Annotated in this window: 14 protein-coding genes and 1 other RNA gene; 9 read left to right on the forward strand and 6 right to left on the reverse strand. The window is 50.4% G+C overall.

The window, feature by feature from the left end; genetic code table 11:
- Positions 1-10: 10 nt before the first annotated feature.
- Together AC1RVX_RS26975 and AC1RVX_RS26980 are read left to right on the forward strand one after the other, a co-directional pair.
- On the forward strand, positions 11-274 hold the full coding sequence (locus tag AC1RVX_RS26975; protein ID WP_493219678.1) for a DUF2249 domain-containing protein: 264 nt from the start codon (positions 11-13) through the stop codon (positions 272-274).
- 135 nt (positions 275-409) lie between these two features.
- Entirely contained in the window at positions 410-751 is a 342-nt protein-coding gene (locus AC1RVX_RS26980; RefSeq protein WP_493219679.1) for a cupin domain-containing protein, read from the forward strand.
- Positions 752-766: 15 nt separating this feature from the next.
- On the opposite strand, the gene hemN is transcribed toward AC1RVX_RS26980, so the two are convergent.
- The 6 genes from hemN to trxA all read right to left on the reverse strand — a co-directional run bounded on the left by hemN (position 767) and on the right by trxA (position 6558).
- Positions 767-2167, reverse strand: a complete 1401-nt coding sequence (gene hemN, locus AC1RVX_RS26985; RefSeq protein ID WP_493219680.1) for an oxygen-independent coproporphyrinogen III oxidase — start codon at positions 2165-2167, stop codon at positions 767-769.
- Positions 2168-2242: 75 nt separating this feature from the next.
- Positions 2243-2935, reverse strand: a complete 693-nt coding sequence (locus AC1RVX_RS26990) for a Crp/Fnr family transcriptional regulator (protein WP_493219681.1) — start codon at positions 2933-2935, stop codon at positions 2243-2245.
- Between the two features lie 586 nt (positions 2936-3521).
- Complete coding sequence (locus tag AC1RVX_RS26995; RefSeq protein ID WP_493219682.1) at positions 3522-3770, reverse strand: hypothetical protein; 249 nt, start codon at positions 3768-3770, stop codon at positions 3522-3524.
- A gap of 293 nt (positions 3771-4063) precedes the next feature.
- Entirely contained in the window at positions 4064-4288 is a 225-nt protein-coding gene (locus tag AC1RVX_RS27000) for a hypothetical protein (protein WP_493219683.1), read from the reverse strand.
- 446 nt (positions 4289-4734) lie between these two features.
- Positions 4735-5997 (reverse strand): transcription termination factor Rho, encoded by a 1263-nt coding sequence (gene rho / locus AC1RVX_RS27005; RefSeq protein ID WP_493219684.1) that lies wholly within the window; start codon positions 5995-5997, stop codon positions 4735-4737.
- A 234-nt stretch (positions 5998-6231) separates the two neighbouring features.
- Positions 6232-6558, reverse strand: coding sequence for a thioredoxin TrxA (gene trxA / locus AC1RVX_RS27010; protein WP_493219685.1), 327 nt, complete (start codon positions 6556-6558; stop codon positions 6232-6234).
- Positions 6559-6869: 311 nt separating this feature from the next.
- Between trxA and AC1RVX_RS27015 the strand changes: the two genes are divergently transcribed.
- The 7 genes from AC1RVX_RS27015 (at position 6870) to ybiB (ending at position 15586) form a co-directional block, all read left to right on the forward strand.
- Positions 6870-9653, forward strand: a complete 2784-nt coding sequence (locus AC1RVX_RS27015; RefSeq protein ID WP_493219686.1) for a PD-(D/E)XK nuclease family protein — start codon at positions 6870-6872, stop codon at positions 9651-9653.
- The gene (locus AC1RVX_RS27020; RefSeq protein ID WP_493219687.1) at positions 9653-12985 is read left to right on the forward strand and encodes a UvrD-helicase domain-containing protein; all 3333 of its coding nucleotides are present in this window, start codon (positions 9653-9655) and stop codon (positions 12983-12985) included. The genes AC1RVX_RS27015 and AC1RVX_RS27020 overlap by 1 nt, the downstream gene beginning before the upstream one ends.
- Positions 12986-13040: 55 nt before the next feature.
- Positions 13041-13262, forward strand: a complete 222-nt coding sequence (locus tag AC1RVX_RS27025) for a DUF904 domain-containing protein (protein ID WP_493219688.1) — start codon at positions 13041-13043, stop codon at positions 13260-13262.
- Between the two features lie 11 nt (positions 13263-13273).
- On the forward strand, positions 13274-13585 hold the full coding sequence (locus AC1RVX_RS27030) for a cell division protein ZapA (RefSeq protein WP_493219711.1): 312 nt from the start codon (positions 13274-13276) through the stop codon (positions 13583-13585).
- A 67-nt stretch (positions 13586-13652) separates the two neighbouring features.
- Positions 13653-13831, forward strand: a non-coding RNA gene (gene ssrS, locus AC1RVX_RS27035) — 6S RNA.
- Positions 13832-14126: 295 nt separating this feature from the next.
- Positions 14127-14588 (forward strand): EVE domain-containing protein, encoded by a 462-nt coding sequence (locus tag AC1RVX_RS27040; protein ID WP_493219689.1) that lies wholly within the window; start codon positions 14127-14129, stop codon positions 14586-14588.
- On the forward strand, positions 14585-15586 hold the full coding sequence (ybiB, locus tag AC1RVX_RS27045) for a DNA-binding protein YbiB (protein ID WP_493219690.1): 1002 nt from the start codon (positions 14585-14587) through the stop codon (positions 15584-15586). The genes AC1RVX_RS27040 and ybiB overlap by 4 nt, the downstream gene beginning before the upstream one ends.
- Positions 15587-15588: the final 2 nt, after the last annotated feature.

Here is a 15588-nt window from a genome sequence, read left to right on the forward strand (position 1 = left end):
GAGTCCTACCATGGCTCACGATTGTTCCATTCCTGTTGTCGCCGAAGGTGTCTATGAATTTGATGCGCGTGGTGTTGCCAAGCGTTTTCGCCATGCGGCAATCTTTGGTGCCTTGTCTGCATTAAAGCCGGGGGAAACCATGCGTTTTTGTAATGACCATAACCCCTTGCCGCTGCTGGCACAAATTGAGCATCATTATGGCGCTGGTGTAAAAATGGCTTATGTGTCCAATGAGCCAGGGGAAGTAATTATTGATTTTCATGTGACAACATAAATTGAGTTGAAGAGGCTGATCGATGTTGGATGCTGTTGATAGCAACAGCCTTGAATCAGCCTTCTTTCAATGATGTAAGCTGATCCCTGTACAGTCAACGCCCCGGTGCCTGATTGCAATACGAGGAGAAATGAAATGGCCACACCACATTTACGTTCAGGGGAAGTGACCAATTTGATTGCGCCTGATGAGCAATTCTTGACGATACCCGCCCACGCCTTGTTTAAGGATGTGAATCTTGAAGTTATACGTATGAATTTGGCAGCCGGAAAGAGTTTGCCTTCACATCAAGTTAATGGCCCCATCACCATACAATGTCTGTCTGGTAATCTGCAGATCACATTGGAAGCAGGAAACAAAACCATGCGGGCCGGCGATCTATTGTATCTTGCCGCCGATTTACAACATGCAGTACTGGCCGTCACCAATACTTCTTTTCTGGTGACGATTGTACTGCTTAAAACTGCAATGCAGTAAGCAGGTGGTAATTCCTTAAATCAGTTTGGAGTAAGTCGCAGTCGTCACTTTTTTAAGGTACTTGTCGAATACCATGGCAATGGCACGGACGAATAAGCGACCCTTGGGTGTCACACTGATAGTCGCAGGTGTCATGGTCAGGAAACCAACCTCTTCATATTGGCGTAATTGGGTAATTTCTTCAGCGAAATAGGCAGGGAATTCAATCTGATGGCTTTGCTCAATATCTGCAATATGCAGTGGCATGCTGCACATCAACCGCATGATGATCTCACGACGCAACAGATCATCTTTATCCACATCTATGCCCCTTTCTACTGGCAGGTGGTTTTGATCGAGCAGGTGATAATATTCCTTGATAGTCCGCACGGACTGGCAATACGAATTGCCGACTTTGCTGATCGCTGATACACCAAAACCAATCAGATCACAATCAGCACGGGTTGTATAACCCTGGAAGTTCCTATGTAAACTTTGGTCCAGCTGTGCCTTGTTTAATTCATCATCCGGTTTGGCGAAATGATCCAGGCCTATATATACGTAGCCAGCATCAAGCAAGCGTCGCGTTGACATCATAAAAATTTGCAAGCGATCTTCTGCCGATGGCAAGTCACTTGCAATGATTTGTCGTTGCGCCTTGAAGCGGCTGGGGAGATGGGCATAGTTATAGAGTGCAATCCGGTCCGGTGCCAAAGCGATCAGGCTATCCAGAGTACGTTCAAAACTTGCCAGGTTTTGCTTGGGCAAGCCGTAAATGAGATCTGCATTGACCGATTTGAAATGGGTTTTCCGGCTTTCAGTAATCGCCGCCTCTACCATTTCGAACGGTTGTATCCGGTTCACCGCCTGCTGTACTGCGGGGTCAAAATCCTGCACGCCAAAACTGTTACGGTTAAACCCCAATTCTGCCAGCAATGCCAGGGTGGCGGGCTTGACAGTGCGGGGATCAATTTCGACCCCCAGTTCAGCATCGTCTGTGAACTGGAAGTGTTTGCGTATGATGCCCATCAATTGGCGTAATTCATCGCCACTGAAAAAAGTCGGGGTTCCACCACCCAGATGCAATTGTCCGGTCATACGGTCGGGACCAATTCTGGCGGCGACAAGTTTGATTTCTTTTTCCAGATAACGCAGATATTCCGTTGTCCTGCTATGGTCTTTGGTGATAATTTTATTACATGCACAAAAATAGCAGAGCGACTCACAGAACGGCAGGTGCAAATACAGCGACAGCAGTGGATTGCCATTGCCTGCCTTGCGTTCTTCTAGATAGTGGATATAGCTTTGTTCGTTAAAACTGTCATTGAAACGGTCTGCAGTTGGATACGAGGTGTAGCGCGGGCCTGCTTTATCAAAACGGCGTATCAACTCTTCAGAAATCTCAATCTCGTCGGTCGGTGCTTGTGTTGTCATCATTTTCTTTCTATTGCTGGTAGCACGATACCGGAGCATCTTGCACCCGCTCACGTCATAGGGCTTTTGTGAACGTACTCAATGCATTGCAGGTACGTTTTGCTGGTATGACTTCAAGGCATCTGCTGAGCCTATATGTATCGTCGATCCACAAACCCGGATCAGATTTTCATCCCTCAGTTGGTGCAAGACGCGGGATAATGTTTCGGGTGTCAGGTTGAGCAGGGATGCGACCAGATGTTTTTTCAATTCCAGCCGGACTTCGTTTGTGCTTTGCATCGCTGATGTCTGCAACAGGTAATCGATTACTCTTTGTGACGCATTCTGCAGGGAATAGCGCTCAACATTGCGGATGAACCCGAGCAGGCGAAAAGATAAACCTGCCATCATCTGACGTGATATTGCAGGGGATCTGTCCAGTAGCTGCAGTAAAGCTCTTCTTGGTATCTTAAGTAGCAATGTGCTTTCCAGGGCTTCAGCATGGAACGGATAAGGTTCATCGAGAAACATCATGGCCTCACCCAGGCTTTGGCCAGGACGTATCAATTCCAGAACTTTGTCGTTTCCCTGTGGGGATGGAATGCTGAGCTTGATCAGGCCGAATACGACGATATAGGTATGATCAGCGATATCACCTTTGCGAAATAAAAGCAGGCCTTTATCGAGTTTGACCTTGCCAACCTCTTTTTGCAATTCGCTTAGTTCAATGGCGGAAATATTATGGAATAACGCATGATTTTCCAGTAAGCCAAGCATATTTAATTTTGCCATCACCGATCTCCGACAAACTGATTATGATCAAGTGTAGAAGCGATCAGAGGCGATGCCTATCCGCCAAGTGGACTAGTGCTTGAAGGCAAATGGGCGGGGTCTTTATGGCAGGATTAGCAAAGGGAGTAGGGAATTGTCTTTTTTTTAGCTTTCACTTAAAAAAACGCTCCCAAAAACGATGATTCTTCATCAGTATCAAACTGAAACTGGGGAGCGAATGATAAAAGAACAGAGCCCAAGCGTCCAGAATGTCAACAAGAGTATGACCCAATGTGATAAGGCGCTGGATTGCTCAGTATGGTGCGATAAAAAAGCTTGCTGTTATAGTCAAGCCATTGAGCACAGATCAACAACGCATCCGTTTACCTGGCGATTGTCCTGAGCTTGTACCCACGAAAAATGGTTGATCTGAGCGATGGAGGTATGACAGCCGGATTGGTCGGTGAGGCGCTGAAAATGGCAATAGAACAGCTGCATCCTGAGCCGGTATTTATCGTGCATTCCGATTGTGACAGTCAATAATGAACGGAAATTGGCTCAATATGTTCCTATTACCGTGTCCGACATTACTTGACCACCACACTAATCAAGAATATGGATTAATTTCGATAGTATCCAGTGCAGACGATGCCTGAGCCGAAATGCCTACTATCGTAGCAACGAACACCCTGTCACCAGACAATAAGGCGACTTGCTCTTCATGGTTTAATCCAAAAGTTGTCATCGTAGTAATCGGATCATTTTGGTGAGCTTGCAGCATATTTGCGTTTGAATCTACAGCATTCAAATAATTGATAACACCATTTTTCGGGGGGGGCACAACCACATTAGCCATTTGAGTCACCTTTTAATTAACTTTATTGCACCATTTCCAATGGATTCATCTGATCAGCCTTCACTTGGCCGTTCAAGTGTTTTCATTAGTACTCTTTGATAAGCGGGAGTTACATAATCGACATGAAATCTTGCACCGCAGCTACGTTCCAATGCAAACCTAGTCGATGTAATAAGTATCTCTCGAGGTACTCCGTCCCAAAGAGGTACAAAACCACCTCCGAGTCTGAACAGGGACTCTTTTTTGGCATCTTCGTGAACAACAGGTGAATGTGGAGGATAGTCGAGATCTTTTTAAGATAGCACAAATTTTTTCAGTTCCGGCATGTGATACAAAAAAACTGCTTCTATTACATTTTCAATTGCAGATCCCATCCCTGCTTCCATTAAATCCTCAAACATGCAACCCACAAAATAGTCCGCCTTGCCTGATGCAAATTGAAGAGCGTGTCCACTCTCTTCATTGGCAAATAAAGCTTTAATCAGGAAATTTTTTCTATCTTTTTCGGTCTCCGACATTTTACTTCCTACTTAATATTGTCCATTTTTTAAGTTGCTTTGCCGCAACATGATATATCACTCATTTCTTATCGGTCTGTAGATTTCGTCAATACTGTAGTCGCAAATTACTTGTTTGTACTACCTCTGGATGCCGACCTGACCATTGAGCCTTTCGAACAACTAATCCGAGTTTTGCTAAAAATTCAAGCCTGACATTGGCTGGTACGCCTTTTCCTTCCAAAAATCGGGCATAGCCCCATGGAGAGATTTGTATGGTTGCTGAAAGTGCAAGTACAGCAGGATTTAAGTGTAAAACGTGAGTGGATACCTTTTCTGAATCATCAATTTGGCACGGTCATGTTAAAGCAGCATAGATTTTAATATTTCAAATGAATCAATAATAAAAAAGCCGTCACAAAGTGACGGCTTTCAGCCAGAAAAACAGGTCGGAAAAAGCAATAAGCTTATCCGCCTCTGCGCATCATTTCAAAGAACTCTGCATTGTTTTTGGTGGCTTTCATCTTGTCGAGGATGAATTCCATCGCTTCGATTTCGTCCATGCTATACAGCAACTTGCGCAAGATCCAGATCTTCTGCAACTGATCCGGCTTGATCAGTAATTCTTCACGACGGGTGCCGGATTTGTTCAGGTTGATGGCTGGGTAGACGCGTTTTTCAGCAAGGCGGCGTTCGAGATGAACTTCCATATTGCCTGTGCCTTTGAATTCTTCATAGATCACATCATCCATGCGGCTGCCGGTTTCGATCAGGGCAGTGGCGATGATGGTCAGGGAACCGCCTTCTTCGATATTACGTGCGGCACCAAAGAAGCGTTTTGGACGTTGCAGCGCATTGGCGTCCACACCACCGGTCAGGACCTTGCCGGAAGCAGGGATGACAGTATTGTAAGCACGTGCCAGACGGGTGATGGAATCGAGCAGGATAACCACGTCTTTTTTCATTTCTACCAGGCGCTTGGCTTTTTCCAGCACCATTTCAGCGACTTGTACGTGACGGGTGGCTGGCTCATCGAAAGTCGATGCGACCACTTCACCGCGTACGGAACGCTGCATTTCTGTCACTTCTTCCGGACGTTCATCAATCAGCAACACGATCAGGGTAACGTCGGGGTGGTTGGTGGTGATCGCGTGTGCCACATGTTGCAGCATCACGGATTTACCGGATTTGGGTGATGCCACCAGCAAACCGCGCTGGCCACGACCGATAGGAGCAATCATGTCGATGATGCGGCCGGTGGTGTTTTCTTCGCCGCGCATTTCGCGTTCCAGTGTCAGAACTTTGTTCGGGTGCAGCGGCGTCAGGTTTTCAAACAGGATGCGGTGCTTGGAGGCTTCTGGCGATTCGCCGTTGACCTTGTCCACTTTCACCAGTGCAAAATAGCGCTCACCATCTTTGGGGGTGCGTACTTCACCTTCTATCGAATCGCCAGTGTGCAGGTTGAAGCGGCGGATTTGCGAAGGAGAAATATAAATATCGTCAGTAGATGCCATATAGCTGGCATCAGGCGAGCGCAGGAAGCCAAAGCCGTCAGGCAATACTTCGAGGGCGCCGTCGCCAAAAATTTGTTCGCCGGCTTTTGCACGTTTTTTCAGGATCGCAAACATCAATTCCTGCTTGCGCATACGCGCAGCGTTATCGATATCGAGTCCGATGGCCATCTCCAGCAAAGCGGATACGTGTAAGGCCTTTAATTCAGATAGATGCATGGTGAGTGTCCCGGGATGGGATTATGAGGTGGGGGAGTGAACGGAGGAACTACAGAATAAACAGGATAGAAAGAAGTTCTGTCGTGATTTAAATTTTAGTTTGAACTCGGGTCTGAATTAGTCGCAACCGGTAATGGGTAATTACCGCGAAGCGGTATTTCACATGCAAGCACCGTAAGTAAAGTTCTTTTAGTTCTTTTACTTACGGCGTTTGCTTCAGACCGTGATAATACCTTAAATATTACTATCAATGAAATTGATTAATTGCCCTTTTGCCAGCGCGCCAACTTTTTGCGCTGCAGCAGTGCCGTTTTTAAACAGAATCAGGGTAGGGATGCCACGAATGCCAAATTTGGCTGGAACAGCCTGATTGGCATCAACGTCCATCTTGGCTATCACGATTTTGCCATTGTATTCTTTAGCAACTTCTTCCAGGATAGGGGCGATCATCTTGCAAGGGCCACACCATTCGGCCCAGAAGTCGACCAGCACTGGTACATTGGAATTGATTACGTCAGCTTCGAATGAAGCATCACTTACATATTTGATGTTTTCGCTCATGGAATCCTCAACGAGAGGGAAAAATTAAGGGGTAACAGCGCCACTGAATGTCGGTGTTATCGGACAGCGCCGCATTCTGGTTTGAATCTGGGGGTGATAATCACGAATTCAATGGTGTTGAACAGTGTATCAGCATGACTACAACAAGAGTCGGGCGTGGGTAGCTATGCGGTGATAATAACCTATTTTTAAATAAAGTGTGATGCCCGTAGCTAAATTGCCTATGCTGTCGCATAGTATACTTGCTCTACAGACAAAATTCATCTTTGCTTATTACTGTTCTTATTACCGTACTTATTACTGTTCTCTTTATGCTGCGTCCACCTGAACTGATTCCTGCATCATCTGACTTTTGGCCCCGGCTGGCGCAAGCCTTCGTGCGCATGGCCAGAGCCGAAGGCTGGGGGAAGGAGCAGGGGCGCGATTATTCTGCCGTGCGGGTGATAGTACCAACCTACCAGCACGCCAATTTACTGCTAAGGGCATTGGGTGCCAGCTTGCAGGGGAATTTTATTCCACCGCGCATCCATACACTGTTTGCCTTGCTCGAAATGCAGGCACCCGACAGCCAGGGCCAGACGGGCAGCGATGCCAGTGAGCGTTTGATGGGCTTATATGCCGAATTGCGGCAACACCCATGGCTGAAGAAATTGTTCGGTGCACGCAGCAATACCGATTTATTGCCACTGGCGCAGACCCTGTTAACCCTTTCTGATGAATTGACTGCAGCCTTGTTGCCGTTAGCAGTCAAGGGCAGCGGCACCAATAGAACAACCGCCAACAAGGCAAAGCTGGAGCGTGAATGGCAGGCTGCACTGGCGCAGTTGCCCGCACCTGCACAGGCCATGCTATCGGAAGAGTCGCAACTGGTGTGGTCAGTGTGGCAGGGGCAATTGGATGGCAATGACCCCATGTTGCAACGCTATGGTCGTCTGATGCAACTGGCCGGGCAGGCAGCCGAACCTTTACTGTGGATCAGCCCGACCGCGCCGGATGCGATGGAACTGGCGTTTTTGCAGGCGTGGGCAAAAAACCAGACGGTCATGCAATGCACGCTGGACTGGCGTGCCGAAACCCTGCCACAACCGTATTACCATGCCTGGCCGGGTTTGCAGGATGCCGGTGGCCCCAGTCATCAGCAGGCTTTGACGGAATATGTGGATACCTCGCATATACGTCTGTGCTGTGCCGCTTCGCTGGAGGATGAAGCCGTACAGGGCGCACAGACCATCATCAACTGGCTGCAGGCTGGCAAGCAAAACCTGGCTGTGGTGGCGCAAGACAGGGTGGTGTCACGCCGCATGCGCGCGCTGCTGGAACGAGCCCAGATCATGGTTGCGGATGAAACGGGCTGGAAGCTGTCAACCACCCGTGCCGCTGCCGCCATCGCCGCCTGGCTGGAAGTGGTGGCGACCCGTGCCGATACCATGGCTTTGCTGGATTTTCTGAAGTCACCTTACGTGATCTGGAAGGACAGTGAACGAGATACAGAATTAGCCGATGGTGATGTGGAAAACCGCGACAAGGCTGACATAGTGATGCGTATAGAAAGCGTGCTGCGGCGTGCGAATATCCTGGGTGGATGGGAGTCGGTGCAGTCTGCACTGGATGCTGCCCAGGATACCGTGGCAGCACGCCGCTGGCTGAGGGCCATTGCCAGGCAGGCGAATCAGTTCACAGGCCGTCGTAGCCTGCCTGAATGGTGCACGCTCAGCCTGCAGTCTTTTTTTGACCTGTCCATGTTCAATGCTTTTCAGGCAGACCCAGCCGGTGCACAGATTATCCAGCTACTGCAAAAAATGCAGATGTCTTGTGAAGACATGAAGGCTGGTTTTACGTTTGCAGAATGGCGTTCGCTGATGAGCCTGCAAATGGAAAGCACACCGTTTGTGGTTAGCCATGCCGACAAGCGGGTGGTGATGTTGCCTTTGAATGGCGCCCGCCTGCGATCGTTCGATGCGGTATTGCTGGTTGGTGCTGATGCCCGGCATTTGCCTTCGCAGGCCAGTGAAGTGTTGTTCTTTGCTAATGCCGTCCGGCGTGAATGCGGGCTGGAAACCCGCGAATCCCGTCAGCAGCAACAGTTGCGCGATTTTGCTGAATTATTATTGAGCAATACCGATGTGGTGCTGTCCTGGCAAGGCAGTTTAAATGGCGAACATAATCCCGTCAGTCCCTGGCTGGAACAGCTGGGTCTGACGCTGGAAAGAACTCAGCAAGCGGTGCTGGATAGTCAGCCGCTGGTCTTGCCTGTCACGCGCCTGCAGGTTTTGCCACAGCAAATGCCGGCACCGTCCGCCGCCGCACTGTTGCCAACCAGTCTGTCTGCCAGTGGCTATACCAGCCTGGTCGTTTGTCCCTATCAGTTTTTTGCCGGACGCATGCTGGGGCTAAGTGCCATGGATGAATTGTCCGACATGCCAGAAAAACGGGATTATGGCGACTGGTTGCATGCGATATTGAAACGCTTCCATGAACAACTGAAAAGCGCCATGCAAGAGCAGACCATGGTGGACAAGGAAGCCTTGCTAAGAGCAGTGTCCGCGGAATTTTTTGCTGACGTGCTGCAAAAAAGCCCGGCGGCGCTGGCTTACAGCGTGCGCTGGGAAAAAGTGATCCCCGCTTATGTCGCCTGGGTACAGGTGCGTGAAGACGATGGCTGGCAGTTTGATATGGGGGAAATCAAGGCGGAAAAAACACTGGAATGGCCGGGCGGCAGCCTGACTCTGAAAGGGCGCATAGACCGTATCGATCAACATCAGAGTGGTGAACTGGCGGTACTGGATTACAAGACCAAAAATGTCAATGATTTGCGCAAGCGCTTGAAGGAAGGCGAAGACCATCAGTTACCATTTTATGGCTTGCTGACAGAATTGCCGGTCAGTTCTGCCAGCTATGTAGCGCTGGAGCTGAGTCAGGGTAAAACCGGGCAGACCGATGCCGATGATTTTGAACGCTGGGTGTCTGAGCTGGCGCAGTCGATCAGGAACAGCATGACCGCCCTGCAGCAGGGAGCTGCCTTGCCCGCCCACGGGATAGAGCAGGCTTGCCAGTATTGCGAAATGCGTGGCTTGTGCCGCAAGGGAGCATGGTAATGATGGACATGACGTCTGCCACATCTGCCATGTCAGCCATCCATGCGTATGAAATTGACGGTGCTGCGGTCAACCATGCCCAGTTCACCGCAGCAGCCTGCAACCCGCACCATAGCGTGGTGGTGGAAGCCTGTGCCGGCAGTGGCAAGACCTGGTTGCTGGTCTCGCGCATGTTGCGCCTGCTGCTGGCAGGGACAGAGCCAGCCGAGCTGCTAGCCATCACCTTTACCCGCAAAGCTGCACAGGAAATGCGTGAACGCCTGATGAGCCTGTTGCATGAATTGGCCTTGGCTGATATTGCACAGGTGCGTCAATTACTGGCAGAGCGCGGCGTGCAGGAAGCTGAAATGCCGCAACTGATACCGCTGGCGCGCAGTCTGTATGAAAAGGTTTTGTCCAGCCCACAATCCTTATCCATGGATACCTTCCACAGCTGGTTTGGACGTTTGCTGCAACTGGCACCACTGGCATCCGGCGTGCCGCACGGCTTTAGTCTGATTGAAGCCAGTGGCGACATACAGCGCGAAGCCTATGGCCAGTTGATGCAGATGATCGCTCAGGAAGAATATAGCGAAATCCGGGAGGCGCTGCTGTTTTTGTATCAGGAAATTGGCGATTTCAACACCCGCGAAATGCTGGAGGCATTTCTGGACAAGCGGGCCGAATGGTGGGCGTCGAACCAGTCCCCCGACGCTGGCGATCCGTTGCAATGGTTGCAGGATTTATGCGGTGCCGATGCTTACCGCGATGCCCGCCTCAGCCTGTGGGAAGATGCAGGTCTGTATGACCGCATTAGCAAGCTGGCGCTGATTCTGGGGCAAGGTTCGAAACAGAATCAGGGTAATGCCGTCAAGATTGAGCAGGGGATAAGTGAAGGGCCGTCATTGCCCGCGTTTGAATTATTGTGTACAGGCTTTTTTGACAGCCGTGGTTCTGCACGTTCACACAATACCAAAGGCAAGGCATTGCTGGCATCCATCGACAAACATTTGGGGCAGGACCATGTGCTGGCATTTGAAGATGAATGCCAGGCTATCATGGATGAGTTGAATTCCCTGCAAAAGCGCAGTGCCGAAAAAATCGTGTTGCAGGTCAATGAAGCCTTGTTCAAAGTCGGTGCTGCTTATGTAGACTGTTATCAGGGTTTGAAGTCGGATCAACGTGTTTTTGACTTTGCTGATCTGGAATGGCAGGCCTACCGCTTGTTGAGCAGTGATGAATATGCCGCCTATCTGCATAGCCGGCTGGATTCGCGTTACAAACATATCTTGCTGGATGAATTTCAGGATACCAATCCCTTGCAGTGGGATATCGTGCAGGCATGGTTGTATGCCTATGGTGATGATGCATCACGGCCGACAGTATTCATTGTGGGCGACCCCAAGCAATCGATTTATCGCTTTCGGCGGGCCGAACCGAGGGTGTTTACGGCGGCTCGCAATATGCTGGCAAAGCAGGGTGCCAGGGTCTTGCGTACCAATCAGACCCGCAGAAATGCGCCGGCAATAGTCAGCATGTTGAATCAAAGCATGCGTGGCAATCCTCTGTTTGCGGCGCAGACCACGGCGTCAGAGCAAAGCGGCGATGTCTGGCGCTTGCCGCTGATTGGGGTAGATACGACAACTGGTGATGACGCACCATCTGATGACGCCGATATGGTGGTGACCAAAGGACGTTTCCCTTTGCGCAATTCGCTGACGACGCCATTGGAAGAAGCTGAGAATCTGCAACGCTATGAAGAAGGTCGTCAGCTTTCCCAAGCCCTGCTGGAGCTGCGCGCGCAGCAGGGTACGGATGGTTTTCAATGGTCTGAAGTGATGTTGCTGGTCAAACGTCGTACCCATCTTTCCGCCTATGAAAAGGCATTGCGTGAAGCTGGTATTCCGTTTGTATCGAGTCGTCGGGGTGGTTTGCTGGAAGTGCTGGAAGTGCTGGACCTGATCGCCCTGCTGGGTTTTTTGATGACGCCGGGGGATAACCGGGCGCTGGCGCATGTCTTGAAATCCCCCATCATAGGTGCCAGTGACACCGACCTGATCCTGATCGCGCAGGCAGAGGGGGCAACCTGGTGGAAGCGTCTGCAAGACTGGCATGCAGACGACGGTAATCCGCGTTTGCAGCGTGCCAGCAGCTTGCTGCAACAATGGATGGAAGCGTCCTGCTATCTGCCTGTCCATGATTTGCTGGACCGCATTCTGCATCAGGGTGACGTGCTGCAACGCTATGCCCAGTGTGTGCCTGCTGCACAACGGTCACAGGTGACAGGCAATATCCACAGTTTTACTGAACTTGCATTGAATCTGGATGGTGGGCGTTACCCCAGCCTGCCGAAATTTATCGCTGCGCTGCATGCCTTGCGCCGTGCTGGTGACAGTGATGCGCCGGATGAATCGGCGGTCGACAGTGCTGCTGACGCCTTGCGCATCCTGACCATACATAGCGCCAAGGGGCTGGAAGCCAATATCGTGGTGATGCTCGATACCAATCACAGCGAATCGCTGAAAGACAAGATTGGTGTTTTGTGCCAGTGGCCGTTGCAGGCGGGGGAGACACGTCATTTCTCAGTCTTTGGCAAGAAAGACCAGCGTGGTGCTGCGCGTGACCAGTTGTTTTTGCAGGAAGAACGTCAGGCCATGCAGGAAAATTGGAATCTGCTCTACGTCGCCATGACCAGGGCCAGGCAATTGCTGATCATCAGTGGTGTGGTCAGTGGTAAAAAGCAGGGCAGCCCCAGCTGGTACGGCTATCTTGAAGGGGCAGAGCTGAAAAACCCTGCCGGTAACATACAGACTTCAGGCATGTCGTCTGGCGAAGAATTCGGCCTTGCCGTGTTTGATCCGCCAACGCTGCCGGTTGCGGATATGGAACTGGAAACGGTCAGCGACGAGCAGATCGAAGGTATTGCCCTGCATACCCTGATGGAGCGGCTGAGCAATCCGGGTCAGCCCTGGCCAGTGGTATTGCCAGCAGCAGAGACGATAGCCGCATGGCTGCCCTGTGCCAGCAGTGTTGCCCAGACCATACGCCAGCAGGCAGAGCGTATTTTTGCGAATGAAGAGTTGCAGAAATTTTATGATCCGGCCAGATTTGACTATGCACGCAATGAAATGGACGTATTGGTGGACCAAAAATTGATGCGGTTGGACCGCGTAGTGGTTTTTTCTGATACGGTATGGGTGCTGGATTACAAACGTCAGTTATTGGCTTTAGAGGAAACTGCCTACCGTGACCAGTTACAGAGCTACGTCAGTGCCTTAAATCCGGTATTTTTCAATAAAAGTGTCCACGCTGCACTTATTTTGAGCGATGGCAGCATGCGAGAGCTGCTCTGAAGGAAAATTTACTCGTATAATTAAAGGCTGAGTTCCAGATCCTTACTACCGAGACATGATGATTTCCGATTTCGAATTGCTTGCAGAAAAAGTAGCGCGGCTTGCCGAGCTGGCTCATGCCTTACGCAGTGAAAACGCGGGGCTGAGGAATGATGTGATTTCCCTGACGGCGCAAAATGCGGATCTGCAACAACGCATGCATCAGGCACATGATCGTGTTACTGCTTTGCTGGCCCAATTGCCCGCTGAGATATTGAATGACAAGGAAGCGGCATGAGCGAAGCCAAACTGATACAAGTCGATGTCACCATCATGGGACAAAGCTATAAGCTGAGTTGCAAGGAAGGTGAAGACCGGGCATTACGCGATGCCGCTGCCTACCTTGACGGCAAGATGTCGGCTATACGCGATGCGGCCAAGGTCAAAGGCAATGACAGGATCGCTGTTATGGCAGCATTGAGCATGACGACCGAACTGCTGGCAACCAAGTCACCTGAAGGCCCACTCTCTGGTCTGTCATTGGCAGAAGTCAAGCAAAAAATTCATAACATGCACGAGACCATGGATCAGGCATTGACTCCACAAGAAAAACTATTTTGATCACATCTATTATTATTTAATTTAATCAAAATAGCTGGCAGAAAACAGGCGTTTGGGGTTACACTTTAGTTCCCTACCGTGTTCGCCAATGCCATATATTCCTTGAACCATTTATGTGCATAGGCTGTGGAAATTGTTCGATTGGTGTGAGCGTCGCTAGTCCGATGAACCCGAAATTGAACTGACCGTGGCCAACTTGAACCGCCAGGTTCAGGATGCCGGCATAGCGGCATCGGTGGGGACTTATACCAGAACGGCTGTCATTTGATGACAGCCGTTTTTTTTCGTAACCCATGTGCTTGCGGGTGGGCGCATTGCCCCGAATGTAGAGAAGAGAATCAACTGGTAAATGCAAAGAGGATGTTGTATTTGCCTCTATCGAAGAAGGGCTGTATGGGCTGAAGTAGTCAGTTGGCCCAGTCTGAGGAATGTTACCGGTGACGCAATGTCCACAGGCTATTTCCATGCATCCAAAGACGTTGAATGAAAAATCATTAAGAAATGTGCGACAATTTCCTTTTGATTTTTCAATTATTCTGCCATGGCCTATTGGTTAATGAAGTCTGAGCCGGATGAGATCAGCATCGATGATGTGCTGGCGCTGCCCAGCATCCCCTGGTTTGGAGTGCGCAATTATCAGGCACGTAATTTCATGCGTGATGGCATGCGTGTCGGTGATGGTGTGCTGTTCTATCATTCCAGTTGCCCTGAGCCTGGTATTGCTGGTCTGGCTGAAGTGGTCAGCACGGCTTACCCGGATCACACACAGTTTGAAAAGGACAGCAAATACTTTGACCCCAAGGCAACGCAAGAAACGCCGCGCTGGATGATGGTAGATGTCAAGGCCAAACTTAAAACCCGTTTGCTGAGCCTGGCCGAACTCAGGACTTATCCGCAATTGGAAAACATGACTGTGCTGCAAAAAGGCAGCCGTTTGTCGATTACCCCGGTTACGGCGGATGAATGGCGTTTCATCCAGAAACTTTTGGAGAAAACGGTGTGAAGTTCTTACCATTTAACGCTACCGACACCACAGAAGTGGCCGGGCCCCTGGCTGCAGCCAAGTTTATCAAGGAAATAGGGCGTGGCAAGGATGGCGCGCGCAGCATGACGCAGGCAGATGCTGCCACTTTGTATTCTGCCATGCTGGCAGGTCGGGTATCTGATCTGGAAATGGGCGGGATCTTGCTGTCCATGCGTATCAAGGGTGAATCGATAGAAGAAATTTCAGGATTCATGCAGGCGGCACAACCATATATGTTGCCCATGCAGGCACCGGCAAACAGTATTTATGCGCCGGTAGTTATTCCCACCTATAACGGTGCGCGCAAAAAAGCCAATTTAACGCCCCTGCTGGCGCTGTTGCTGGCAAAACGCGGGGTGCCGGTACTGGTGCATGGGGTACGCACGGACGCCGGTCGTATCGCCACCGCAGAAATATTCCAGGCATTGGGTTTACCTTTGGTTGCCACGGCAGAACAGGCGCTGGAGCAGATGCAGCAAATGCAGCCTGCCTTCATGCCTGTTGATGCCTTGTCCCCAGCGATGGCGCATTTACTTAGTCTGCGACGTATCCTTGGTGTTCGCAACTCAACGCATACGCTGGTGAAGATTTTGCAGCCTTTTGTTTCACCAGCCTTGCGCCTGAGTTCTTACACGCATCCAGAATATCTGATCATGCTGAAAGACTATTTTTCACGCTGCGCGCCTGTTGATGCAGGTGATGTCTTTTTGATGCGCGGTACCGAAGGTGAGACAGTTGCCAGTACCGGACGTGCGCAGCAGATAGACTGGTTCCATCGGGGGCAACTGACGACACTGGTACCCGTGCAGCAAGAACCCCTGGCTGAAGTGCCGCAGGTACCGGAAAGTATAGATGCTGAGACCACCGCAGCCTGGATCAGGGCGGTACTGGCGGGGGATATTGTTGTGCCGGAAAATATTGCCGCACAAGTCGAGCATTGCATCACGGTGGCGAAAGCGCTGCAAAAGCATGTGTGAAA

The organism is Undibacterium sp. GW821-FHT11B02, from assembly GCF_058808955.1.